General features: G+C 55.8%; 16 protein-coding genes. 9 read left to right on the forward strand and 7 right to left on the reverse strand.

Annotation, left to right across the window (positions count from 1 at the left end):
- Positions 1 to 43 precede the first annotated feature (43 nt).
- Entirely contained in the window at positions 44 to 904 is an 861-nt protein-coding gene (gene pdeM, locus BM258_RS06140; protein WP_090070051.1) for a ligase-associated DNA damage response endonuclease PdeM, read from the forward strand.
- Positions 905 to 949: 45 nt separating this feature from the next.
- Here the strand turns inward: pdeM and BM258_RS06145 are convergent, their stop codons facing one another.
- The 3 genes from BM258_RS06145 to BM258_RS06155 all read right to left on the reverse strand — a co-directional run bounded on the left by BM258_RS06145 (position 950) and on the right by BM258_RS06155 (position 7,787).
- Positions 950 to 1,753 carry a TIGR02186 family protein gene (locus BM258_RS06145; protein WP_090070054.1) on the reverse strand — a complete coding sequence of 268 codons (804 nt, stop codon included), beginning with the start codon at positions 1,751 to 1,753 and terminating at the stop codon, positions 950 to 952.
- Positions 1,750 to 2,673, reverse strand: coding sequence for a sulfite exporter TauE/SafE family protein (locus tag BM258_RS06150; protein WP_090070057.1), 924 nt, complete (start codon positions 2,671 to 2,673; stop codon positions 1,750 to 1,752). The genes BM258_RS06145 and BM258_RS06150 overlap by 4 nt, the downstream gene beginning before the upstream one ends.
- Positions 2,674 to 3,128: 455 nt before the next feature.
- Entirely contained in the window at positions 3,129 to 7,787 is a 4,659-nt protein-coding gene (locus tag BM258_RS06155; RefSeq protein WP_090070059.1) for a peptidoglycan-binding protein, read from the reverse strand.
- 338 nt (positions 7,788 to 8,125) lie between these two features.
- On the opposite strand from BM258_RS06155, the gene BM258_RS06160 reads away from it, so the two are divergent.
- Positions 8,126 to 8,602: a MerR family transcriptional regulator gene (locus tag BM258_RS06160; protein WP_407062700.1), complete on the forward strand. Its 477-nt coding sequence runs from the start codon at positions 8,126 to 8,128 to the stop codon at positions 8,600 to 8,602.
- 45 nt (positions 8,603 to 8,647) lie between these two features.
- Here the strand turns inward: BM258_RS06160 and BM258_RS06165 are convergent, their stop codons facing one another.
- Entirely contained in the window at positions 8,648 to 9,211 is a 564-nt protein-coding gene (locus tag BM258_RS06165; RefSeq protein WP_090070063.1) for an NUDIX domain-containing protein, read from the reverse strand.
- A 380-nt stretch (positions 9,212 to 9,591) separates the two neighbouring features.
- Between BM258_RS06165 and BM258_RS06170 the strand changes: the two genes are divergently transcribed.
- Positions 9,592 to 10,656, forward strand: a complete 1,065-nt coding sequence (locus BM258_RS06170; RefSeq protein ID WP_175527946.1) for a DUF2336 domain-containing protein — start codon at positions 9,592 to 9,594, stop codon at positions 10,654 to 10,656.
- A 238-nt stretch (positions 10,657 to 10,894) separates the two neighbouring features.
- Positions 10,895 to 11,518 carry a hypothetical protein gene (locus BM258_RS06175; protein ID WP_090070069.1) on the forward strand — a complete coding sequence of 208 codons (624 nt, stop codon included), beginning with the start codon at positions 10,895 to 10,897 and terminating at the stop codon, positions 11,516 to 11,518.
- Positions 11,519 to 11,581: 63 nt separating this feature from the next.
- Here the strand turns inward: BM258_RS06175 and BM258_RS06180 are convergent, their stop codons facing one another.
- Entirely contained in the window at positions 11,582 to 12,604 is a 1,023-nt protein-coding gene (locus tag BM258_RS06180; RefSeq protein ID WP_090070072.1) for an endonuclease/exonuclease/phosphatase family protein, read from the reverse strand.
- A gap of 786 nt (positions 12,605 to 13,390) precedes the next feature.
- Between BM258_RS06180 and BM258_RS06185 the strand changes: the two genes are divergently transcribed.
- The gene (locus BM258_RS06185) at positions 13,391 to 14,062 is read left to right on the forward strand and encodes a response regulator transcription factor (protein WP_090070075.1); all 672 of its coding nucleotides are present in this window, start codon (positions 13,391 to 13,393) and stop codon (positions 14,060 to 14,062) included.
- 169 nt (positions 14,063 to 14,231) lie between these two features.
- Here the strand turns inward: BM258_RS06185 and BM258_RS06190 are convergent, their stop codons facing one another.
- Positions 14,232 to 17,789 carry a PAS domain-containing hybrid sensor histidine kinase/response regulator gene (locus BM258_RS06190; RefSeq protein WP_090070078.1) on the reverse strand — a complete coding sequence of 1,186 codons (3,558 nt, stop codon included), beginning with the start codon at positions 17,787 to 17,789 and terminating at the stop codon, positions 14,232 to 14,234.
- A 423-nt stretch (positions 17,790 to 18,212) separates the two neighbouring features.
- On the opposite strand from BM258_RS06190, the gene BM258_RS06195 reads away from it, so the two are divergent.
- The 4 genes from BM258_RS06195 to BM258_RS06210 all read left to right on the forward strand — a co-directional run bounded on the left by BM258_RS06195 (position 18,213) and on the right by BM258_RS06210 (position 22,660).
- Entirely contained in the window at positions 18,213 to 19,424 is a 1,212-nt protein-coding gene (locus BM258_RS06195; protein WP_090070080.1) for a pyridoxal phosphate-dependent aminotransferase, read from the forward strand.
- Positions 19,425 to 19,506: 82 nt separating this feature from the next.
- Positions 19,507 to 20,811, forward strand: coding sequence for a two-component system sensor histidine kinase NtrB (locus BM258_RS06200; protein ID WP_244544608.1), 1,305 nt, complete (start codon positions 19,507 to 19,509; stop codon positions 20,809 to 20,811).
- Between the two features lie 32 nt (positions 20,812 to 20,843).
- Entirely contained in the window at positions 20,844 to 21,461 is a 618-nt protein-coding gene (locus BM258_RS06205) for a response regulator transcription factor (protein ID WP_090070083.1), read from the forward strand.
- A gap of 470 nt (positions 21,462 to 21,931) precedes the next feature.
- Positions 21,932 to 22,660 carry a Crp/Fnr family transcriptional regulator gene (locus BM258_RS06210; protein WP_210186671.1) on the forward strand — a complete coding sequence of 243 codons (729 nt, stop codon included), beginning with the start codon at positions 21,932 to 21,934 and terminating at the stop codon, positions 22,658 to 22,660.
- Positions 22,661 to 22,913: 253 nt separating this feature from the next.
- Here BM258_RS06210 and hemN read toward each other — a convergent pair whose 3' ends face one another.
- Positions 22,914 to 24,263, reverse strand: coding sequence for an oxygen-independent coproporphyrinogen III oxidase (gene hemN / locus BM258_RS06215; RefSeq protein WP_090070086.1), 1,350 nt, complete (start codon positions 24,261 to 24,263; stop codon positions 22,914 to 22,916).
- Position 24,264 lies beyond the last annotated feature (1 nt).

Consider the following 24,264-nt stretch of genomic DNA (forward strand, 5'->3'; position numbering starts at 1 on the left):
GTCCCGGATTGAGTGAGCCAACGCGCATCAGGAGGCCCGTATCATGGGGTGGCAAAAACGTCTGCAGCAATGCTCCCTTTCATCAAGCTTGCCCGAGGGCTTTGAAGAGCGACAGCCGGACGGTGAAACCCCGACGTCATCCGATCCTGAGCCTGCCAGCCCAGTCGAATATGCCTTCTCTCATGCCGGTGAAGCCTTTGTTGCCAGCCTTTCCGGCGCGCTTTACTGGCCTGAGCAGAAAACCCTGCTCGTCGCCGATCTGCATCTGGAAAAGGGGTCTTCCTTTGCGAGGCTCGGACAGTTCCTGCCCCCTTATGACAGCCAACGTACACTGGCCCTGTTGGCGCTCGATATTGCCCATTTCAAGCCTGATACCGTCATCTGCCTTGGGGACTCTTTCCATGATGTTGATGGCCCCAAACGGTTGCCTACCAGCGTTGCCGATCGGTTGCAGGCATTGACCTCTGCGCATCAATGGATTTGGCTGACCGGCAACCATGATCCGCTCAGTTCTATCGATCTGGGAGGGGAGATTTGCGATATCCGGCAGATGGAGGGTGCTGGACGCGCCGTCATCCTTTGCCATGAACCCGGAGAGAGTGCCGGTCTTGAGGTGTCAGGGCAACCGGATATGCCCTGTCTGGAGATTTGCGGCCATCTGCATCCGGTGGCCAGAATTCCCGGGCGTGGCCGCACCTTGCGTCGCAAATGTTTCGTGCTGGCCAAGGATCGCATCATCATGCCCGCCTATGGCAGTTATACCGGTGGTTTGGAGCTGTGTGAAGAAGCCTTCGCGCCTTATATGTCCGAGGATGCCAAATTGCTAGTCATCGGCCGCCAGACCCTTGCGATGCATGGCGCAAGCATCTCTGTACCCAGATCCTCTTCAAGACGCAGGCGCTAGCGCTGGCGGCGACAAAAGAGCTCTAAAGGCCGAAAGAGCGAAAGATCAGTTCTTGCGGAAGACCACTCCGGTGAGCCAGCCGGTGAATAGAGCGATCAACACACAGGCCAGACCGTAGAAGAATTCATGATCCCGCGCCAGCGTGAAGGCGTGTTGCTCAAAGCCCGTTTTGGCGACATGCAGCTTTTGCGTTGACGAATGCAGCAATGCGCCGCCACGCAGCAGATGAACCGTCACTTCATATTCTCCCACCTCCACGTTGGAAGGAATGGGGATCGTGCTGCGGAAAAGGGATTTGCTGAGAAATGTAACCGAGGACGGATCGTCCGTATAAAGCCCTTTTTCCCGCATTTGCCTCAAGGCAGCCACGCGGAACGGGTCGTAGGTCGCAAATCTGTCCTGCGGCTTGAAGGTCGGGGGCAACAACAGGTAACGTGTGCCGATCTGCAATTTGGCCAACAGCGAAGGATGGGCGATATCAACCAGCTTTCGCGTTGTCGACATGGCATAGAAATTGGGCGCATTGCTATAGAGCCTGCGGTCCTGATTGATCCAGATGCCAAAGGTGCGCGCCTTGCGACGGGAGACCAGCGTCTGGTCCCAGCCTCTTACGACAACAACCAGATCATAGGGCTCGCCGCGGGACACCGTTGCCCGATCACGCTCAATCGTTCCGAAGATTACGATGTCCGATCCGGTGAAATTGGAAGAGATCTTGATGACCCGCTCGGAAAGATCAGCCACGATGCGTTCACTATGGGCGGCGCTTATGGTTCCTCCCATGCATACGCCAAGCCAGAGCAGCAATCTGGCCCCGAAGATCGCTCTTGAGAGGCGCGACAGGATCATCTGCTCACCTCCATCACCTCGGTGCTGTAATGGTCCGTCGGTTCGAGGATGAGATCCACAGCGAAGCGCATACCAACCATGAGCACGAGAATGCCCAATAGGGCACGCAATTGTTCGCCCTTCATCTTCTGGCCGATCTGGGCGCCAAACTGGGCGCCAATGGTGCCGCCAACCATCAGAATGAGAGCCAGCACGATATCGACGGAATGGTTGGTCGTGGCATGCAGAATGGTAGCAACGCCCATCGTCACCAGAATCTGGTAGAGCGATGTGCCGATCACAACGGCGGTGGGCACGCGCAGCAGATAGATCAGGGCTGGCACCAGCATGAAGCCGCCGCCGATACCCAGAACGGTTCCCAGAAAGCCGATGCTGCCGCCAATGGCAATCACCGGCAGGATGCTGACATAGATTTTGGACTTCTTGAAGCGCATCTTGAGCGGTAGCCCGTGAATCCAGTTATGCTGGCCCGGTTTGCGTGTCGTGACGATGCCTTTGCGGGCCTTGACGATGGCACGGACACTTTCCATGACCATGAGTGTGCCCACGGCACCAAGAAAGGTCACGTAGGAAACGGAGATGATCAGGTCCAACTGCCCAAGCGCGCGCAGCTGCTTGAACACAAAGACCCCGATTGTCGACCCCGTTATGCCAGCGGAAAAGAGCACCGTTCCCAGTTTGAGGTCGAGATTGCCGGTTCGAAGATAGGCCAGGGCGCCGGTCGTGGAAGAAGCCGTGATCTGGGCTGTTACCGAAGCAACAGCAACCGCGGGGGAAATTCCATAGAAGATCAATAGAGGCGTGAGCAAAAAACCGCCGCCAACCCCGAAAATGCCCGAGAGAAACCCGACCGTGCCTCCCATGCCAAGGATGACAAAGATGTTGACAGGCATTTCAGCGATAGGCAGGTAGAGCTCCACGCGCTACTCCTGTTTTCCAGCCGCCAGTTCTGCCGTTTGTCAGGAAACTCACTCCCTGACGACTGCGGCAGCATGCTCAAGAACAAATTGCCTCAAGCCTTGCCCGCTCAAGGTGTGGCCCGATAGGCTATTTGTGATTTGGTCTGTTTCAAAGCGCCGTTCATGCGTCGCTCCAAACACGAGATACATGTCTTCATGCATCCCATATAGAGCGCCCCGGTGTCAACGAAACATCTCGCAAATAACGTTAAATTGCACTGCCTTGCCAGAAAGAGTCGCGTTTGAGGCGCTTGCTCGGTGTTTATCCCGATAAGGGTCTATACGTGCGAGGCGGGCATGCGGATCAGGGCATGCCGCAGCTATAGGCATTCGCAGCCACAATGGGGGTGCGAATGCGTGTCAGGACCAGTTGGTCTCCTCATATGCCGCAGTGCCGGCGGCGTCGCTAGAGCGGATCAGATGACCCGCTGTGCCAGCGCTTCAAGGAGAGGCGCATCGATTTCGCCCGTAACCTTCAATCCTGCAATTTCCTGGAAATTACGGATCGCGGTGCGCGTGCGCGGGCCCATCTGTCCATCTGCCGGTCCGGCATTGTAACCAAGAGCGCCAAGCATTGACTGGGCTTTGGCAATCACTCTCGGGTCTGCACCGAGACGTTTGTTGGCCTTGGCCAGTTGCTCGGGCGTTGTGGCGACCCATTCAGGCGGCAGTGCGGACAGTTGGTTCACGGAGGCCTTGGCCACTTTGGGAACCCAGGCAGCAACCAGCGCTTTGGCGGCCTTCTGCTGTGGCCCCTTGAGCACGCTCAGGATTTCGTCGCGTTTGGCTTCAGCGCCCTTGTCGCCCTGCTTGGCTGCAATGGCAAACCATTTGTAGCTCTGCAGCAGGTCTTGCTTGACGCCCATGCCCCGGGCAAACAGGATGGCGAGATTATACTGGCTATCTTTGAGGCCATGGTCAGCTGCCTTAAGGAACCATTGGACAGCCTGCTTGAAATCGGGCTTGCCCAGACCACCCTCGGCATACAGCACTGCCAGATTATGCATGGACTTCACATTGCCTTGATCAGCTGCGCGTTGATACCAAAGCCGCGCCACTTGCAGGTCTTTTTTGACGCCATGGCCTTTCTCGTACAGATTGGCCAGACTATATTGCGCCTGCGGCATGTTGAGGTTGGCGGCCTTTTCGAACCATTTGGCTGCTTCCTTGAGATCAACCTCTACGCCTTCGCCCACGGTAAAGCGGCGGCCCAGCTCAAACTGCGCCAGTACATTGCCACTGGTCGCAGCCTGCATGATCGGCGTTTGCTCTTGAGTGCCGCTATCGCTGCCCAGATTGGCGCTGGACTGATTATCATCCCCGCCGGAGACGACCGGAGGCATCGGCTGTGACTTCGCTTGCTCTTGCAAGGCGTCATAGTTGCCAAGTTTGGTGTCCTTGGGGATGGAACTTGTTGGCGTCAGGTCAATGCCCTGATTGCCTGGCTGATTGAGCATGGCCTTGGCTTTTGCCATGGCTGCATCATGAGAAAGAGGCTGTGCGGCTGGCTTGCTGACGCGTGGACCAGCCAGCTTGTCCTGAGCTAGGGTCGGCTGCGAGAAGGCAATCGCGCGTGTAGCCTCTTCATCACTCATGCTCGGAGCAACGCTGCCCGAGGACGGCGTGATGCTGGATTGCGGGCCCGCAGATGCCGGCTCGGAAGCAACGGGAGCTTCCGGCAAGTCTGGAGTGCTTTGAGCCGGTGCAGACGAACCAGCCGGGGCCACGGTCTCACCACTGTCTCCAAAGCCTGGTACAGAGTCATCGGATTGCGTTTGTGCCGTATCGGTATTGAACAGGCCATAGAGGCTTGAATCCGGATTTTTCACCAACTGGATCGTCGTGATGGCGAGCAGAATGGCTGCCGCTGCCATGAGCAACGGGCGACTATGGCGCGAGAAGGTCTGACCCAGTTTGGCGAACAGACTGTTGCTGGCCTCTTCATTCTCAAGCAGATGAACCGCGCTTTCCTCAATAGCCGCAGCATCAGCGGAGCCATTTGCGGTCTCCTTCTGCATCTTCTTGGCCATGCGGGCGGCTTCTTTGATGGCTGCCCGGCGCTCTTTGCGGCTCATGCCTTTGGCTTTGTCTTCTTCGTTCGTTACAGGTGCCTGCGCTTCAACCTCGGTCGCAGGCTTTTTGCTGCCCTTGAAGCGGGAGAGGAAGCTTCCGCCTGCTCCCTGTTCCTTTTCGACCTGAGCGCTCTCCTGTGCGGCGGCCTGTGCTGCACGTCGAGCGGCTGCAATGAAGTCGGCTTTGGACTGCCCCTGATCGCGCTGAGAGCCGCTTCTGGCACTCTGGCTGCTCTGTGCTGCCTGTGAGCCCGGTGCGCCTTGCACGATACGGGCGGTTCTCGGCTTGGCTGCAGGGGCTTCCTGCTCGGCATTCTTGAGGGCAACGTTGCCCGTCACCTGCGGCTGCGCCTGAGCGCTTTCGCCAGGCTGGCGCGCTGTTGCGCTATCGGTCTGTGCCTTGGAAACACTGACCGCCTTGCCTGAGAGGTAAATACCCGGCTGTCTGCTTTCACCAGAAGAAACTTGCGGAGCGGAGGATCCGGCTGAGGCTGCGGCGGGCATTCCCTGTTGCGGCCCAACTGATGCACCAGCGCGGCTGCGGGTTGGCGCAGACGTTGCACTGGCGTCGCTCTGTTGCCTGCGCGAAGGCTGTCTACCACGATTTTGCAGCAGCTCGCTGGCGCTGAGGGGCTGGCCCTGTTGCCCTTGCGGGGCTGCCTCGGCTGCATCCGGCGCACTCTTTGCCTTGCGGCGGCGCAGAATATTGCCGAGACCGCGACTTTTCGGCTCTTCAGAGGCAGGCTCTGCGATTGGCTCTAGCGGCGCGTCAGGCAGTGCAGCCTGCTGCGGTTTCAGTTCTTCTGCGCGCACCTGCTCTTCGAGCTTGCCGAGACGATCGACAATTGCATTGAGCATGGAGCTGACGCCATTAAGGCTTTGCTGGGTCGAGGTTTCGCTTGTCTCTGCGAAACGGCGCAAGCCGTGCAGATCGTCCTTGAGCCCATCAATAATGGCTTCAAGCGCGGCGTCGCTGCCACCTCCGGCAATCGGGCCAACCTGTTGGAGAGCCTTGATCGCGGCCTGTTCGGCCACCTGAGCAGCGTTGGCGCCGCCAGAGGCACCAGAGCTGCTGTTCGCAGCGAGCTTGCGAATATCTTCGCCAATACGATCAACGGCGTCAAAGCGGGTCTGCGTGCGCGAAAATTCAGCGGCCAGCGTATCCAGCCGTTCCGTCAGCATCTCGAAAAACTGATGGTCGTCAGAAACCTGACTGGCATTGTCAAGGCGCTGGGCAAGATCGATGATCTGGCGTTCAAGCTGCGAAATCGCACCGCTGGAAAGAGCCGAGCCATCTGTTGCGGAAGCGGTTTGCGGTGCGCTGCGCAAAATATCTTCCTGCGCTTCCATACGGTCGGCAAGACGCGACAGGCTGCGCTCGAGTGCCCCCAGATCAGAGCTTTCCATCTTGTTGGCGAGCATGTCATCGATGCGCGCAAGCGTCTGCTCCACCTGCTCAAAGCGGCGTTCAGAAACGGCCGGGGCTTGTTCCGTGCGGACAAACTGGTCCAGATTGGTTACCCGTTCGGCCAATGTGGCCAGAATATCGAGCTGATCGCGATGGGTGCCCTGATCGGTCAATTCCACAAGGCTTTCCACTTGACGGGCAAGAGCCTCAAGGGGCTTGTGAATGCTGGCGTGGTCGGAGCCATTCTCCAGGCGGTCAGCCAGAGCCGACAGTTGGTTCTCCAGATTGATCAACCGGTCATTCGGATCAAGCCGCTCGATCAGCGCCTGCATTTGGGAAAGGCGCTGCTCAAGGCCATTCTGTTCCGCAAAATTCGGATCAGATGCGTTGGCGCGCTTGACGTCATTCTCCAGCGTGGCAAGCCGCTCGATCAATTCGTTTATCTGACCGGAGATGCTCGAAAGATGCTGCATATCGGGCTGCGTGGCGAGAATTTCGCGCAAATGGTCCATCTGTTCGGACAATTTGGCGAAGTCTTCCTCATGCCCACCGGCATCCATATCATCAAGCTTGGCCAGAATGCGGTCGAACTGTGCGTTGATGGACGGATCCTGCGCGGAACGGTCAAGCAAGGCGCGCACATCGCGCATTGTCTCGAGAATGGCGGGATCTTCACGGGTTTCGGAAATGGCGGTCGACAATTGTTCAATACGACCCGAGAGACTGGCGATCTCGCGCAGAACCTGATCGGAGGCTCCTGTCAGATTGGCTTCTTCAATCAGCTTGCGCAGGGACGTTACATCGTCTCGCAGCATGGCGAGACTGTCGTCCTGAGCTTGCAATTTGGCCAGCTTGTCAAGGGCATCACGATAGGTGCCTTGCGAATCCTGTGCTGCGCTCAAGGCATCCTGCGCTGTGCGCGTTACCTGGGAAACGGAGGCTTCCGCCTTGCGGGCGACCTGTTCATTCAATGTCTGGCTGCGATCGAACATTTGGCGCATCGCCGAATCAAGAGAGACAGACGGGCCTGTCGTTCCTGTCTGGGCAGATAGACGGTCCTGATAGGAGGGCATATGTTCGCGGGCCACAGGATGGTCAGAGACGGTGCCCGTAGAATAGGCTGACCGCGCCGGTGTACGCTCTGGCCGCAGGCTGGAACGGGGCCGCGCCATCTGGCTGCCCCCTTTTCTTTCCAATGCCTGATCCACACGCTGCAACTGGGCTTCAATGCGTTCAAGAGCGTTGCCATAATTGGCCTGATCCAGAGTGGAGGGGACACCACGTGCTCTGCCGCGACGGGGAGACGAGCCAAAGTCTCCTCTTGTGTCCCGTCGGGTACGGGAGGCGCGATAGTCTTGTGGGGTATCTTCGCGTTCAAAGGGCATGTCGGGGGACTGAGCCGCTTCACCCGCCAATGCATGAAGCTGGGCTTCGATATCCTCAATAGCATCCAGAAGAGCCGAATTCTGACGAGGCCGACCTTTGGGCGCGGTTGCACGGAGGCTGTCATGCGCACCTCTGTTACGATCCGTACCTCGAAGACCTTCTATATACTCGCCTACATCGCGATCGGTGTGATATGTGTCATCAATCATAGTACTGGCTCAACTCTTTGCGGTTCTCGGCATCCGCTGCGCAATGCGGGCACCCGACGCCCCGCGAAAACGGTCTTTTCCCAGAGTACTGTGATAAGTTAGGGTAAATAACGCGTTAATCCTGATGCGTATTGCGAAAAATACTGACCGCTTTAATCATTTGCTCACCATATTCTTCCGATTTCTGCTGGTTGTTTAGTGTCTCACCCTTCAATCAAGGGGCGTATATGCGAAGGGAGCGTTGACAGGCGGCATACAGGGTGGTTTACCCACGGGTAAGCTCACGACAGGCAATGGAAATAGACCACATTGCCAACAAACGGTCTGGGGAGACGGTTTTGAAAGAGGAAAAAACGCCCGTACCTGCTGCAGAGGCCGGCAAGGACGAAGGCAACGATGTGCTCAGCGCGGCCACCAACCAGTCTGGCCCGCTCTCCTATTCCATCGGGGATCTTGCCAAGGAATTTGGTGTTACGTTGCGCACTTTGCGCTTTTATGAAGACAAGAACCTGCTTAATCCGCGCCGGGACGGCGTCAATAGGGTGTATAGCCGGCGAGACCGGGCACGCCTGAAGCTAGTTTTGATGGGTAAAAAGGTCGGCTTTTCACTGACCGAAATCAAGGAAATGCTCGATCTGTATGATCTGCGCGATGGACAGGTGCCTCAGTTGCGTTCTGCTCTGGATCGCTTCAGCCTGCATATCACTATCCTGCGCCAACAAAGGGCCGATGTGGATCAGGCCATTGCCGATCTGGAACGGACGGTGGAAGTCGTCTCCGGCATGCTGCGCGAAAAGGAAAAGAAGGAAGGCTAAAAAAGCCCTCAATCGCCTTTAGCCACAAGCAAGGCAGGGACTGGCTTAGTCGCCAAGCCCAGCTTTCAACTTCCAATAGCCCAGAGCGGCCATGGAATTGGCATCCGGCATGGCGCCTTTCTCGAACATGGCCATTATCTCGTCCATGCTGAAGGCAGCTGTTTCCATGTCGGTTTCGGTTGCTTCGCGGCTGGTTGCGCCTTCTGTCAAATCATGCGCCAGAAATATGTGGCACAGTTGGTTGAGAAGGCCGCCTGCGGGGAACATTTCTCCGATCTTTTCCATGCGTCCGGCGCGATAGCCTGTTTCTTCGGCCAGTTCTCCGCGCGCGAGTGTTTCCGGATCGCTATCAGGCGTGTCTTCCCACGTCCCTTGTGGCAACTCCCAGCAGCGCCGGCCGATGGGATAGCGAAATTGCTGAACCATCTGGATGCGGCCGTCGGAATGGACGGGAATGATGATGGCAAAGGGAGGTTTTTCGACTACACCATAAATGCCTTCGAAGCCTGCGGGGAAAAGCACCTTGTCTTCATTCACCTGCATCCAACGGTTCTGATAGACCGTGCGTCGGGAAAGCTGGATGATTTCCTTGTCGTTCTTTATTTCCATCGGATCAGTCAACTCGATTTCTAAAACATTATTGCCAAGTTTATGGCAACCAAAATAAGATTTTCAGTCAGGCTCCAGATCATGATGCTCTAATATGGCAGAAAAACAACCATGTCCAAAAATTGCGAAAATCCGCCATGTCTGATCCCGCCGGACACCGGAGCCAAAGACTTGGAAATATTCTGAAGACCGGAAAAAAGGGCAAAGAGTAACAACAATTTAACTGAATATGGAGATCTCCTTAAGAATTTAATCCTATTCTCAAGTTGCGCGCATTTCTTGCGCGTTGTGTTATTGGTGAAATGGGCAAGTCTGAGCTTCGTGCTTTAACAAAAAAGGGTGCATGCTCTTTGGCTGCAGTCGTGCTTTTTGGGGAATTCATGACGGACGATATCGTCGATCAGTTTCAGTCTCTGGCTCGGGAAAAAGACCCCTCGGCCCGCTCCTTGCTGGTGCGTAAGGTGGCCGCTGAATATGTGCGCCGTACAGGGCACGAGCCGACGGATGCCGAACGGGAACTATTCTCGTCGCTCGTGCTGGATCTGTATGACCAGATCGACCTTTCCGTGCGTCGTGACATCATCACCTTGCTGGCTCGCACCAGGCATATCTCCACGCCGCTCGCCGAAAAGCTTGCAGGCGAGAATGATGAGCTGGTTACGACCCTTTATGAATATTCTCCCATGCTCAGTCAGGAAACATTGCTACAGGCAGCAAGGGAGCGTAGCGAAAGCGTGTTGCGCGCCATTGCTCGCCGCCAGCGGGTGCCAGAGCCGGTGGTGGATGCTCTGATGTCTCGCGGGCAAAATGAAGTGGTGTGCGAATTGCTGCGCAATCTGGGCAGTGACTTCTCCAGTAATGCCCTTTTGCTGTGCGCCATCATTTGCCAGACCTCTCTTGAAATCCAGTCGCTCATGGCAGCTCGTGGTTTGGCTGATCAGGTCTTCCAGCAACGCATGCGTCGCCATGCCGAACAGGGCTGCCCGTTCCTGCCAGATCCGCTCTCTCGCGCCACCCTTGATGGCACGCTTGAACAGCTGGTCGCCGATATGGAAGCAAGGCTTTTCCAAACGGACGAGTTGAGCGACGATCCGACGCGCGATGAACTGCTGGTCAAAATCAATCTCGGTGAACTGACCTTCGACAATCTGCTGGAAACCCTGATCTCCAAGGAAGGCAAGGAGGATGTGATTTGGCTGCTGAAGGATGCCCCGGGCCTGTCGACCAATGCCATGGAGCATCTGCTGGCCAGTGAAACCAACCGTATTCTCACCCGATTGTTGCTAGAGCAGGATGTTTCGGTCAAAACCTTTGCGGCCCTTACCAAATGGCGGGTCGAGCATGTGGGCTTTCCTACCCGGCATGTGCATCGCGAGGTAGAGAATTACCGACAATCGATGTCCCAGAAGCGCAAGAGCGAAAAACAGATGCACGGCGCGATCTGATTTTCATCACAATTTTCCCACCTAATCTGATAAAATTCACCCGGACCGTTGGTTTGCGGGAAGATTCGGCTTTGTGTCAAAAGCCCATGCAGAGGGCCACAAAAGGTTGTTTGACTCCTGTATCTTGATGGTTTGACGCCCAAAAGACTGTGGCTGCCAGTGATGCCCATGGGGAGCGTGTCATGGCGCGTATGTCATGGCCTGCGTAAATTGCCTGCTCCGGATAAAGGATACGCTCATGTGTGATGCCTTCTCTTGCCCGCTTTTCTCAAGGAACGCTGTTTTTGCAGGATTGGGGGCTGTCTGCCTCGTTGGTGGCGTGGTGCCATCCGCGCCGGTGCACGCGCAAAGTGCCACTCCAAATGTTTCTCAACAGCAGACGTCAGACAAAGAGACGGAGGCCCCGACGGTCGTCTCTGAAGATGCGGGCAACTGGCGCGCGCCACTGCTCGCGGAGATGGGGCGCATCGCCAATGATCTTGATGCCCAGCGTCGGCTGAATATTCTGCTTGAAGACAAGGTCGACTATATGACCCAACGTCTCGATACGCTGGAGCAGCGCAGCTTGCTGCAGGCCAAACGCATTGAAAGCCTACAGGACGCCCTGCGTCAGGCATCTGAAGATCAATCCTCCGGCAAGGCCGCGCATGAAAAGTCTTCCGAACAAGCAGAAATGGCTCCGTCCGAAAATGATGTGGCCCCTGAAAGCGAAGGCAAAAGGCCTTCGTCCCCCTCTGCTGACGAAGATGAGGAAATGGCAAGTGACTTTGAACGCTTCCTTGATATGGGGGAAGCCATGATGCGGCGCTTCTTTGGCGTTGTGAAAGAGTTCCGCAAGGATTTTGACGACAATCGCGTTTGAGGACATGTCCGCCGGACATTGATGGGAAACGGGGCGCTGCCGTAATCAGTGTATCTTCGCGCTTTAGGCGCGTTCAAATCGACCCATGATGATTTCATGATCGGAGAGGGAGCTGCCAATGTCATTGACGGCGGGCAGGATATACGCCCCGTGGCAGGAAAAGCCTCTTGTGCAGAACCAGTCCAGCTTGCATGGCGGCCGGGGCTTGTAGGTTAAAAGGCTTGAGCGGGTTGTTGTGCCCTGAGCATTATTCTCCCAGCTGTAGCCATGACGTTCCGCCGCCCTAAAAAGAGGCTCTTGCAGTGCGGCACCATTTTCAGGGGTGAAAGCAGTGTTCAGATCCCCCGCGATGATAGTGGGAAGAGAAGGGGCAAAGACATCCAGCGCTGCGATCAGGCGCTCCATCTGGGCAAGCCGAATGGAGGGATCATCAAGGCTTTCAAGATGCACCGACGCAACACAAACGTCGCCCGCTTGCGTCGGCAGGATCGCCGCAACAGCGCAACGTCCGCCAATGCGCGGTTGTTTTGAAACGCTGCTATTGCTCAAGCCGTCGTCGGGACAGAACCAGAGCCCGGATGCATCAAGGCGGATGAGAGCCTGGGCAACCGGAGGCACTCTGAAGAGGATGGCGTTTCCGTGCCAGCCTTTTTCATTGTGATCATCGGCAGCCAGCCGCCTTTCAAGATCATTGCCTAGCCCAAGCTCGAAAAATTCAAGCCCGAATGCATAGCGCATACCCAGACAGTCAGCGAGCGCGCGTGTTGTGTTGCGCTGATGGGTCCGGGCCATGCCGCAATCCATTTCAGATAGTACGATGACATCGGGCGCATGGGGCCGGAGCAATTCCGCACTCTGTTCGGGATAAAGGCAGCGCTGCATGTTCCAGCCCATGACGCAGAGGGAGTCGGAAAGGGACGTCTCCTCAAGCACCTCGCCCCCTGTTTCGAGCAAATGCAGGGCTTCCACTTTATCAAAGAGCGTCTTATGCATCGGGTATGTGCGCTCTGACTGCAAGATGTCTTGTTTGAGTGTGTCGTCAACCGGGGGTAAATTGGCGCGGGTCGCCATTTCGAACAGTTTCATGATCAGATTTCCCCTCGTCTTGGTCGCTTTGGCGTGCTCATGGCTTGATGACACCCATGACAGCGGACATGGGCAGGCTGCAGGGGAGAAATGACGGCAAGGTGACGGCTAACCGATACACGCCCCAAATGCGCGGGCAATGTAAGGGTGCAATGTTACGACCAGATGTCTTTGTTTCATGACAAGAAAGCGCTGATGCACTGGTGCTTTATGCTGCAGGCCCTCATGGTGGCGCCTCCGATCTCCCAACAAGGGGCAGGTGATTCCTGTGGTGTAAAACAACCTAACCGGGATGCAATACGGCAAAATGCTGCCGCTTGGAACAATTTCCCCAAAGAGCCAACTGATTAGAGCGTTTCCAGCAGAAATATCTGATTAAATGGACTAAATTTTCAATATATCGCAGCTATCACTTGCCAACCGCAATGCAACCGCTCATAGTTTGAACTAAAGTAGCCGAAGTTTATCTTGGCAACTTATTCGTGTGTTGGGTTTTGTGACACTTTGACAAAACTTGACATGAAGACAGGGACTGCTTGCTTGGCAGTATCGTCAACAGGAAACAGGGTGTTGGGCCTTGACTTGTTCTGTTGTCTGTCTTCAAAACCTCTTGTAGAGGGGTCGCTTCATCTGCTGTGAGATGAAGATGACAATAATGGTTGCGCGTATTCAAGCAGACAGAAGGCCAGTGGGCTTGAGGACCTGAGAATACGCATCGTGGAATGATAAAGTCTTGTCCTTTGTGAGGTGCCAATCATTCCGTTCAGTCGCTGGGGAGGACCGAAAGTGCAACAGGCTTCGCTTAACATCATTATCGCGGACGATCACCCTTTGTTTCGTGGGGCGCTACGCCAGACACTGGAAACAATTTTTGATCAGATAGCCATCCATGAAGCCGGAACGCTGGAAGAGGTGGGCGAGAAGCTCGAACAATTCGAAGATATGGACCTTGTGCTCCTGGATCTATCCATGCCGGGCGTACGCGGATTTTCCGGACTGCTCTATTTGAGAGCGCAATATCCGGCCATTCCGGTTGTTATTGTCTCTGCCAGTGAGGATGTGCCGACCATTCGCCGCTGCATGGAGTTCGGCGCGTCGGGCTTCATTCCGAAATCCTTGCCGATTGACGATATCGCCCAAGGCATCCGCGCCGTTCTGAACGGTGAAACCTGGGTCCCTGAAAGCATCGATCTCAGCGCTCCTTATAGCGATGAAATCACCGATCTTGTAGAACGTCTGAATACTTTGACGCCGCAACAGGTTCGCGTTTTGATGATGCTCTCCGAAGGGCTTCTGAACAAGCAGATCGCCTATGAGCTTTCCGTTTCCGAAGCCACCGTCAAGGCGCACGTTTCGGCCATCCTGCAAAAGCTCAATGTAGACAGCCGCACGCAGGCCGTGATTGCTGCCGCCAAGATCGAAGCCGGCCAGTGGCAGGCTATTGGCGCCAAGAGCTAGAGCGCTCTGTTGGCCCTCTTGAAGCCTTGATGAGGCTTCAAGGAAACCTGAATTATAAAACCCGCGCCAGTTCGGCTGCGGGTTTTTTATTGTTGGATATATATCTTACCCATCCTGTGCCACTTCTTGGCTGGCCGACACTCCACACGACTCTATTCAAGCGGTGCTTCTACTGCCCGCGTTTGCGGATGGCGGTCATGTTCCAGGTATTGAGCAGAGCTCGCAGCTGGGCCGGTTTGACCGGCTTGTTGAGAATGGCCATGTCTTTGGATTTGGCTTCATCGCGCACCTCTGTGGTGCGGTCCGCCGTAATCAGACTGGCAGCGATTTCCTGTCCGAATTTGGCGCGGAGCTTTTCGCAAGCCTCAGTACCGAGCATCTCATCAAGATGATAGTCGATGAGAATACCATCCGGCACCTTCTCGCTTTCCTCAAGCACCTTTTCCGCCTCTTCTAGAGACGAGGCGATCATGACATCACATCCCCAGCCTTCCAGCATCACTTTCATGCCATCCTGAATGACCGGTTCGTTATCCACGCACAGAATGCGAAGATCGCTGAGCGGCTGGTTGGCCATGGAACGCGGTGCCTCTGCGCGGCTGGCGCTGTGGAGCAGGCGGAAGGCTGGCAGCTTGATGGCAAAGGCAGAGCCTTGTCCGGGCGTGGACATCAACCGGATCGGATGGTCGAGCACCTTGGAAATACGATCCACGATGGAGAGGCCGAGCCCGAGCCCGCTCGCAATACGAGCGCCTTCATCGAGCCGCTGGAATTCGAGGAAAATTTCTTCCTGCTGTTCGGGCGGAATGCCAACTCCAGTATCATGCACCTGCACTTCAATGGCGCTGTCAAGGCGGCGACAGCCGACCAGAACCGTGCCTTCAGTGGTGTATTTGATGGCGTTGGAAATGAGATTCTGCAAAAGCCGCCGAAGCAGATGCTTGTCGGAGCGCACATGCAGCCCGCAAGAGACGATCCTGAGCTTGAGCCCCTTCTCTTGGGCCAGTGGCTCAAAATCTATACGCATTCGGTCGAGCATCTCGTCTATCGGGAAAGCAGAAAGCTGCGGCTTCATGGCGCCAGAATCCAACCGCGCGATATCGAGCAGGGCGGCCAGAATGTCTTCCACCGCCTCAAGCGAGCTATCGATGTTGGTCGACATGACGGCGCTCTCTGCCAGCCCCGCATTGTCTTCATCGGCTTTTGAGAGTGCTTCAAGGCGGTTGACTAGTGCCGTCGTATAAAGGCGCGCCGCATTCATGGGCTGCATGATGTCGTGCCCAGCTGCGGCAAGGAAGCGGGTCTTGGAGACGCTGGCTTCTTCTGCGGCCTGTTTGGCGCTGCGCAAGGCATCGTTCAGATGCATCAGCTCGCGGGTGCGATCCTTCACGCGTCGTTCAAGGGATTCATTGGCCGCTTCCAGCGCCCGCTCGGCGCGCACCCGCTCGGAAACATCGGTGAAGGTGATGACGATACCGCCATCGGGCATGGAATTGGCCCGAATATCCAGCGTCAGGCCCGAACTTGCCATGCTTTCCTGATAGGGGGCTTGCTGCACAACGATCAGGTCAAGGCGATGGCTGACAAGATCTTCCACCGAGCCTTCGCCCAGATCGCCACGCGCCGCAATATGGCTAAGGACCGAAGAGAGTGGCGTGCCGACCTGCCCAAAATCGGCAGGAATGCGCAACAGGTCACGGAACGGGCGGTTCCAGAGAGTGAGCCGCAAGTCCGCATCAAACACGGCGATGCCCTGACGCACATGGTTGAGCGCCGTTTGCAGCAGGTCGCGGTTATAATGCAGCGCTTCGGACGCATCATCCAGCAGCTTCATCGTGCCCTTGGGGGCACTTTCCCGCTTCTTGATCAACAGGCTCATCAAAAGTCGGGAGGAGGCCGCCCCAATGGCGCTGGCCAGCAACTGCTCGGCAAAGCGCATGAAGAGCGGGTCCACCTCCATATTGCGGTCATAGAGGATGTCCCGCTGCTGGGCATGGGAGCGGAAGCTGCGCTGCGTGCGCTCGGCCCCCAGATAGCGCGCGACCATGTCTTCCAGGTCGCCGACAGACAGCATGGAGCGCCAAAGACGCAAGCTTGGGGAGGGGCGCAATTCATCCGGCACGAACAGGTTCGCCTGCAAACGCTCGATCAATTCTGGCCGACGGGAAACCGAGCCAGCCGAATAGGCGATGATGTTGAACAGGATGCTCCAGAAAACACCATGCAGCAAAGGCGGCAGATCCGTCCCCAACAGCGCCTGCGGCTTGAGAAATTCGATCCCGAAGGGGCCTTGGGTCATGAAGCTGGTCGGGAACAGCCCCGACTGGGCAAACATTGGCAGAAGCAATGTATAGCCCCAGATAATGAAGCCCGTCACCAGACCGGCAATCGCGCCGCGCGCATTGGCCCGCTTCCAGATGAGCCCTCCGGCAAGGGCCGGCAGAAACTGCGCCATGGCGGCAAAGGCAATCAGCCCTATCTGAGCCAGAGAGCTGTTGTTGACCGCCAGTCGATAGAAGGCATAGGCCAGAGTGAACAGCACAAGAATCGAGATACGTCTCACATTGAGGAGCAATCGTCCCATATCTGGTGCATCGATGGCGGTATCAGCATGCCGCCTCAGAATGAACGGAATAACCAGATCATTGGAGATCATGATGGCTAGCGCAACCGAGGATATGATGACCATCGCGGTGGCAGCCGAAAGGCCGCCCAGAAAGGCGATCAGCGTGATCGCATCCGCATTGACGGCCATCGGCAGGCTCAGCACATAGCTATCTGCATCCACCCCGGGCCCAAGTACAAGCTGGCCAGCCAGTGTAATGGGAATGACAAACAGGTTGATGCCGACCAGATAAAGCGGAAACAGCCATGTGGCCCGAACCAGAGATTTCTTGGAGGTATTCTCGACTACGGCGACATGAAATTGGCGCGGCAGAAGCAGCGCCGCGCTGGCCGAGAGCATGGACAACACAATCCAGTGGATCGCATCCGGCCCATCTTCCACCCCATGGATGGAGATGCCCGCTTCGGCAGCCTTGGCAAACAGGTCAAACGGTCCATCGAAAATCCAGAAGGTGACAAACAGTCCAACGGTCAGAAAGGCAAACAGTTTGACGACGCTTTCCGCCGCAACGGCCAAAATCAGCCCGCCCTGATGCTCGGTGGCATCCGCATGGCGCGTGCCGAACAGAATGGCAAAGACAGCCATGGCAAGGGCGACAAAGAAGGCAATATCGGCCAACACGGGCACGGACCCGGTGGGGAAGGCGATATTCATATGCTGGATTAGCGTGGCAACCGAGGTGGCGACAGCTTTGAGCTGCAGTGCGATATAGGGCATTGTGCCCACCACCGCGATAATGGTTGCAACGGCTGCGACTTGCTGGTTCTTGCCATAGCGGGCGCCCAGAAAGTCGGCGATCGAGGTGATGCGCTCGGTTTTGGAAAGCCGGATGATGCGCCAGACAAGGGGATAGCCCAGCGTGAAGACGATGACAGGGCCGATATAGATCGTTAGGAAATCAAGCCCGCTGGCCTTTGCCATGCCAACAGACCCGAAGAAGGTCCAGCTGGTGCAATAGACCGCCAGAGAGAGCGCATAAAGGCTAGGATGGCGTTGAGCCGCTGTCTTGTTTCGCGCCCGATGGTCTCCGTATGACGCAATGGCAAACAGAAGCCCGATATAGAGAAGGGTTGTGAGAACAACCATCCAGCCCTGAAGCATGAAGCCTGCTCCTTGTTTAGAGTCTTCAAAGATATAGCATAAGAAATTTCAAAGGCACCAGAAAGAGCGCCTTGGCCGCAGAAATTTAGACCAATTTTTAAGGACAGATCTGAACAATTGGGGGTAACAAGTGCAAGCGACTGGCCGAAAGGCCCGGATTGGCGCGACTTGTCGCCATCGCGGGAGGCCGTGCCCGAGCTGTGCTGCGGGGTCATTTTGGTGGAAAACCGTCCCCCTGACAGCAAACATGGGACGGAAAAGCGCACCCTCTTTGTTGCACTCTTGGGGGAAAAACCGCAAAGATATTTATTCTTTATACTTAGATCCCCGATAGCACTATTCGGGACAGTAAACTTTTGCGCGCCGTTCCATTCCCTTTGCTGAATAAAACCAAAAACAGCACCAGTCCTTTCAGAGCAGACCATGACCGATCCAATGTCGACCCCATCTTCCTTACCCGCAAGCACCGACCTGTTGGCGCATCTCAGTCCGGAAGCCCGTAACGCCCCTGACAGTGGCATTACCGGCATCAGATCTTACGCGGCAGGTCGGGAAGACGTCATTCCCCTCTGGATCGGGGAAGGCGCTCTGCCTACGCCGGATTTCATCTGCAAGGCGGCTGAAGATGCTCTGAAGGCGGGCGAAACCTTCTACACCTATGATAATGGTATCCCCGAGCTGCGCGAAGCCATCGCACGCTATCATGAGCGCCTCTATGGGCGCCCCTTCGATGCCAACCGCTTTTCGGTGACCGGTTCGGGCATGCAGGCAATCCAACTGGCGGTGCGCCTGGTCATGAGTGCTGGCGAGGAGGTCATTGTCCCGTCTCCGGCCTGGCCGAATATCGGCTCTGCTGTGCTCGTCGCGGGGGGCAAGCCCGTCGATCTGCCGCTGCATTTCCACCCCGAAGGCTGGAAGCTGGATATTGACGAGCTGTTTGATGCCTGCACGGACAAGACACGGGCCCTTTTTATCAACACCCCGAACAACCCGACCGGCTGGGTGGCGACGCTTGATGAGTTGAAGGCGATTCTTGATTTTGCGCGTGAACGAGACATCTGGATCATCGCCGACGAAATCTACACCCGCTTCTATTTCGGCGACGACAGGGAGACAGCGCCGTCCTTTTATGAGATCGCGGAAGAGGACGACAAGATCCTTTATGTGAACAGCATGTCGAAAAACTGGGCCATGACCGGCTGGCGCGTCGGCTGGCTGGCGGCGCCGGTTTCCTTGATTCCCACTATCGGCAACCTGACGCAATGCTCTACGTCCGGCGTAGCACCATTCATGCAGAAGGCTGCGAGCGTTGCGCTCAATGATGGTGAATTGTTCATTGCAGAGCAAATAGAGCGAGCCCGTTCTGGCCGCGAGAAGCTGCTTGCCGCCTTTCAGGGACATAATGCCATTCGCTTTGCTCCGCCCATGGGCAGTTTCTATTTCTTTTTCGGGCTCGAAGGGGAGGCAGACGCTTCCATCATTGCAAAACGGCTGGTTGATGAAGCAAATGTTGGTTTGGCGCCCGGGTTTGCGTTTGGTCAAAGCGGGTCCGCATTTATGCGACTATGTTTCGCGACAAATCCGGACAAATTGGATCAGGCAATTTACCGACTGAACCAATGGCTAAGCCGGTGAAATACGCTATACTTCGGAAAAACACCTAGAATCAGCAGGACTTCCTTTTCAGGTCAGACTCTTGTCAACAGAAGAAGAAAGAATGAACGGATCTGTGACCATCAATGGCCCCAAAAGAATGCAAACGCGAGCCTATGACGGGCCAGAGCGTCCATTCCGACCGATCGGTGAACTCGATTCGCGCCTCACATCCTTGCTGGATGTGGCGGCTGATTCGGTCTGCCTCATTGACGAGCAGTCCCGTATCCTTCTGTTTAACAAGGCTTCAGAAGTCATGTTTGGATATAGCGCAGATGAGGTGATCGGAAAATCCGTTGATATCCTGATGCCCGAGCAATATGCCCAGCATCATGATGGCTGGGTCGGACGCTACTTGCGCACAGGCGAGCATTCGATCATCGGTATCGGGCGCGAAGTCGTCGGTCGTCACAAGGATGGATCAACATTTCCGTTTGATCTCTCCGTTGGCGTTGCGGAAACCGAAGATGGAAAGCAGTTCATCGGCGTGATGCGCGATTTGCGCGGTCGCAAGCAGGCTGAAGAGCATTTGCGCAATCTTCAGACCGAACTCAATCAGCTCACGCGGATCAACGCGATGGACGAGATGGGCGCAACCGTTGCCCACGAGCTCAACCAGCCGCTGACCGCGATCATCCTCTATTTGCAGGCCATCGAGCGCAAGCTGCAATCCTATGATGAGCAGAAGCCTTGTAGCCGTGAGGAAATCGATAAACTTGTTGATCTCTGCGGTCGGTGCGTGCGCGAAGCCCAGCGTTCGTCTTCTCTGCTTCAGCGCATCCGCTCCATCATCGAGAAGAAGGAACCGGAGCGTAGCGCCTGCGACATCGTGGATATCATCCGCAAATCCCACGAACTGGCTCTGGTCGGGTTCGCAGCAACGGATGTGCAGGTGGATCTCATCGCCCCTGATGACGTGCCCGTGGTCTGGGTAGATCCGGTTCAGATCGAACAGATTTTCCTCAATCTCCTGCGCAATGCCTTTCAGGCTCTGCACGAAATCGAGAATAAGGCGATCACGATTACCCTATCCCTTGAGAGGACCTCTGATTCCGAGGAAAAGGAACGGCTGGTCGTACGCTTCAAGGATAACGGCCCGGGTGTGCCGGAAACACACCGCAGCAATCTTTTCAAAGCCTTCGATTCGGAACGGCGCAATGGTATGGGCCTCGGCCTGGCGATTGCTCGCTCCATTGCTCAGAGCCATGGCGGCAGCCTGGAACTGGCACCCTTTGATGACAAGCAGCCGGGAGCCTGCTTTGTTTTGACCCTGCCCATCGCTTCCCGGTCTTCTATTCGAACTTCCCCGCAAGCTGGAAATGAAGAAGAACCCTCGGGCAGTCACCAACAAAGTTCACCGGCCCCTTAAGAGCGTGAATAGAGCCAAGAGGCGAAGACAACATGACAACTGACTTACATCCTTCTATCCATATTGTTGATGACGATCCCGCTGTGAGGGACGCTTTGTCGGTTCTGTTTGAACTGGAAGGGTATCACGTCGAGACATTCTCGAATGGAGAGGATTTCCTTGCAAACCTGCGCGATTCCATCCCGTCGATCATTTTGCTCGACGTTCATATGCCGGGCCGCTCCGGTATGGAAGTGCTCGAAGAGCTGGCCGCCCGCCATATCTCTGCTCCGGTCATGATCATTTCCGGTCAAGGCGACATTCAGATGGCCGTCGCAGCCATCAAACAGGGCGCGCACGACTTTATCGAAAAACCTTTCGATGGCACGCAGGTCGTTGATCGTATCGAGAAAATTCTGGCAACCGCCAACAAGGCTCCGGATCCGGGTCAGTCGGCACTAACCAACTGGAGCTTCCCGCGTGCAGAAACCTTGACGCCGCGCGAACGTGATGTATTGTTGCAGATAACGCAAGGGGCTTCCAACAAGGAAGCTGGCCAGCATCTGGCGATTTCGCCCCGCACAATTGAAGTGCATCGGGCGCGCATCATGGAAAAACTGAAAGCACGCAATACGGCTGACCTCGTTCGTATTGTACTGACCGGCCATTGATAGGCCAACCTGCCGCCGTCGAGCATCTATTTGTAGAGAGCCGAAGGGTGGACAGGGGCCAAACAGGAGGACACTCTCTCCCGCAGGCACACAGGATGTGCAGCAGGATGAGGGGCAATGGCCAATGGGACCGGGAGTAATCCCGGTCCTTTTATTTTGTTCCCACGTCGGTTTGTAAATGACGGCGTCTGATTTTCGAAACCGTCTTAAAATGCCTCTTTCCCACGCTATCTTTGTCTGATCGCATAGCTTTGAGCGCCCCGGCGCATGCTCTCCAGCTGTCAAGCGTCATCGTTTCACCATGTTTTGATTGCATTTATTGATGCGGTAAGTGAAAATACGTGTAATAAGTATTTTCAGTTGGACAGATTGCTACGGCGGTCAACATGTCGTATAGCTGCTGACAGTCTTCTGAAAATAATTATATTGGTTCAAAGGCCGTGGCGGTCTGAATCGGGAGAAAACGAGTGATGCCGGAAGAACGAATTGTCAGAATGCCAAAAGCCGAGTTTGATACCGGTGCGGCGCGTTGTCGATCCAACTTCCCCATCGAATCTGAATTTAAAGGCATTATGTCAAGCGATCAGAGCCGACACAAAACCTTCCCCGCACATGGCGTCGTCTTCTTTGAAGGCGATCCTGCCAACAACATCTATGAAGTCGCGGACGGCTCAGTGATGCTTTACAAGCTCCTGCCGGATGGCCGCAGACAGGTTGTTGAAATTCTCGGTCCCGGTGACCTGTTTGGCGTTCCAGCCGGTGAAGTTTATGATACTTCAGCAGAAACCCTGACAGAAACCCTCGTGCACATGATCTCGCGCAAGGATGCCGAAGGGTCTGACGAAATCCAGCAGCACATGAAGAAATGCCTGATTTCCCAGGTTCAGAATTTGCATGACCATGCAGTTCTGCTTGGCCGGAAATCCGCACATGAGCGCGTTGCATCCTTCCTCATGCGCTTTGTTCCCAACCGCGGCGGCTTTGCCTGCTCCGGCCCGCAGTCTGAAACCGAAGACGAGTCCGTGGTTACATTATATATGACGCGTCAGGAAATCGCCGACTATCTGGGCCTGACCATTGAGACCGTGAGCCGTGTTCTTTCCGATATGAAGAGACGCAAGGTCATCACGATGGAGAAACAGGACCGCATTCGCGTGATGAATGTGTGTGGCCTATGCCATTTGACTGGCAAATTCTAGTTAGGTGAAACTAACTACTCTCTGAGAGATATCCACAAAACAAGCGCTAGGTTATGCGTGTTAAAACCTATCCGAATGGGTAGGTTTTTGTGTTTGGGACGGACATTCGGCAGATTTTCAAACCAATGTCGTATGCGTTTTCGCGTGCGTGTTTCGCGGTATGGTCGCAAGTTGAAAACGCCCCTTCTTTTGATTGATTCAAAGAAGGATGGCTCCCAAACCGGTCGGTGGATCGGGAGCCGGAATTGGGCATCTAGACGGCGACGGAGTGTCTGGCCTTGCCGGTCTGTAGATACGCGTCGAAGACGGCTGACACCAACCGCACAAGCGGGCGACCCGTTTGTGTTACGTGCACAATGTCTCCTTTGCGCTCGGCGATGCCATCTGCTTCCAGTTCTTCCAGATGCGGATAGCAGGCACGCAAGGGCGCAAGATCAACATCAAACGCTTCGGCCACAGCAGCCACATCGACCTCATAGGCGGTCATCAGGCTCATGATGATCGCGGCGCGTGCCCGGTCATCCTGATCCAGTTCAATACCGCGTGCGATGGGCAGGGTGCCTGCATCAACAGCCCGCTCCCAGCCGCCGAAGTCAGGACTGTTCTGGATATAGCCTTGGGGCATCTTGCCGATAGATGATGCGCCAATGCCAATCAGGATCTCGGCTTCATCGGTGGTATAGCCCTGGAAATTGCGCCGCATGGTGCCTGCGCGGGCCGCCACGGCCAACGGGTCATCCGCCTTGGCAAAATGATCCAGTCCGATTTTTTCATAGCCATTCTGTTCCAGTGCATGGGTTGCCGCGTCAAACAGCGCAATGCGTTCTTCCGCATCCGGTAGCTTGTCTTCCGGAATGAGGCGCTGATGCTTTTTCATCCATGGCACATGGGCATAGCCAAACAGTGCCAACCGGGAGGGATCAAGGCTTACGGTCAACGCGACCGCCTCTCGGACGGTCTCCAGCGTCTGGAAGGGCAGTCCATACATCAGATCAAGGTTGATCTTCTCGATGCCGACGGCCCTCAAAGCGTCCACCGATGCCCTGACCTGCTCATAGGGTTGGACGCGTCCGACCGTTTCCTGCACCTTGAGATCAAAATCCTGCACACCGAGGCTGGCGCGCGTAATGCCCGCCAGTTGCAAGGTTTCTGCCAGCTCTGGCGTCACCGTGCGTGGGTCTAGCTCGATGGCATGCTCCATATCGTCTATGAAGCTGAAATGTGATCGGACCGCATTCACGACCTTTAGAAAACAATCGTGCGGCAAAATGGATGGTGTGCCGCCACCCCAGTGAATATGGCTGACGGGTTGGTTGGCTGGCAGCTTGCTGGCCACGAGCGCCACTTCCTTCACCAGATGATCAGTATAGTCCCGAAGCGGCTTTTCCTGCTTGGTCACCTTGGTGTAGCAGCCACAATAATGGCACATGGAATCGCAGAAGGGCACATGCAGATAGAGAGAGATCGGCGTTTGTGGATCAACCGCCTGCAGCCATTGCTCGTAGGTCTCGGCTCCCACGGCATTGGAAAAATGCGGGGCGGTGGGATAGGAGGTATAACGCGGCACTGAGCGCGTTGCGTATTTCAAGGTCACATTGGTCATT

The organism is Cohaesibacter marisflavi (assembly GCF_900115225.1).
Taxonomy (GTDB): domain Bacteria; phylum Pseudomonadota; class Alphaproteobacteria; order Rhizobiales; family Cohaesibacteraceae; genus Cohaesibacter; species Cohaesibacter marisflavi.

Excerpts from the sequence above, each read along its gene's own strand:
- pdeM (WP_090070051.1), top strand. The coding sequence starts at position 44 with ATGGGGTGGCAAAAACGTCTGCAGCAATGCTCCCTTTCATCAAGCTTG.
- BM258_RS06145 (WP_090070054.1), bottom strand. The coding sequence starts at position 1,753 with ATGATCCTGTCGCGCCTCTCAAGAGCGATCTTCGGGGCCAGATTGCTG.
- BM258_RS06155 (WP_090070059.1), bottom strand. The coding sequence starts at position 7,787 with ATGATTGATGACACATATCACACCGATCGCGATGTAGGCGAGTATATA.
- BM258_RS06165 (WP_090070063.1), bottom strand. The coding sequence starts at position 9,211 with ATGGAAATAAAGAACGACAAGGAAATCATCCAGCTTTCCCGACGCACG.
- BM258_RS06170 (WP_175527946.1), top strand. The coding sequence starts at position 9,592 with ATGACGGACGATATCGTCGATCAGTTTCAGTCTCTGGCTCGGGAAAAA.
- BM258_RS06175 (WP_090070069.1), top strand. The coding sequence starts at position 10,895 with ATGTGTGATGCCTTCTCTTGCCCGCTTTTCTCAAGGAACGCTGTTTTT.
- BM258_RS06180 (WP_090070072.1), bottom strand. The coding sequence starts at position 12,604 with ATGAAACTGTTCGAAATGGCGACCCGCGCCAATTTACCCCCGGTTGAC.
- BM258_RS06190 (WP_090070078.1), bottom strand. The coding sequence starts at position 17,789 with ATGCTTCAGGGCTGGATGGTTGTTCTCACAACCCTTCTCTATATCGGG.
- BM258_RS06195 (WP_090070080.1), top strand. The coding sequence starts at position 18,213 with ATGACCGATCCAATGTCGACCCCATCTTCCTTACCCGCAAGCACCGAC.
- BM258_RS06200 (WP_244544608.1), top strand. The coding sequence starts at position 19,507 with ATGAACGGATCTGTGACCATCAATGGCCCCAAAAGAATGCAAACGCGA.
- BM258_RS06205 (WP_090070083.1), top strand. The coding sequence starts at position 20,844 with ATGACAACTGACTTACATCCTTCTATCCATATTGTTGATGACGATCCC.
- BM258_RS06210 (WP_210186671.1), top strand. The coding sequence starts at position 21,932 with ATGCCGGAAGAACGAATTGTCAGAATGCCAAAAGCCGAGTTTGATACC.
- hemN (WP_090070086.1), bottom strand. The coding sequence starts at position 24,263 with ATGACCAATGTGACCTTGAAATACGCAACGCGCTCAGTGCCGCGTTAT.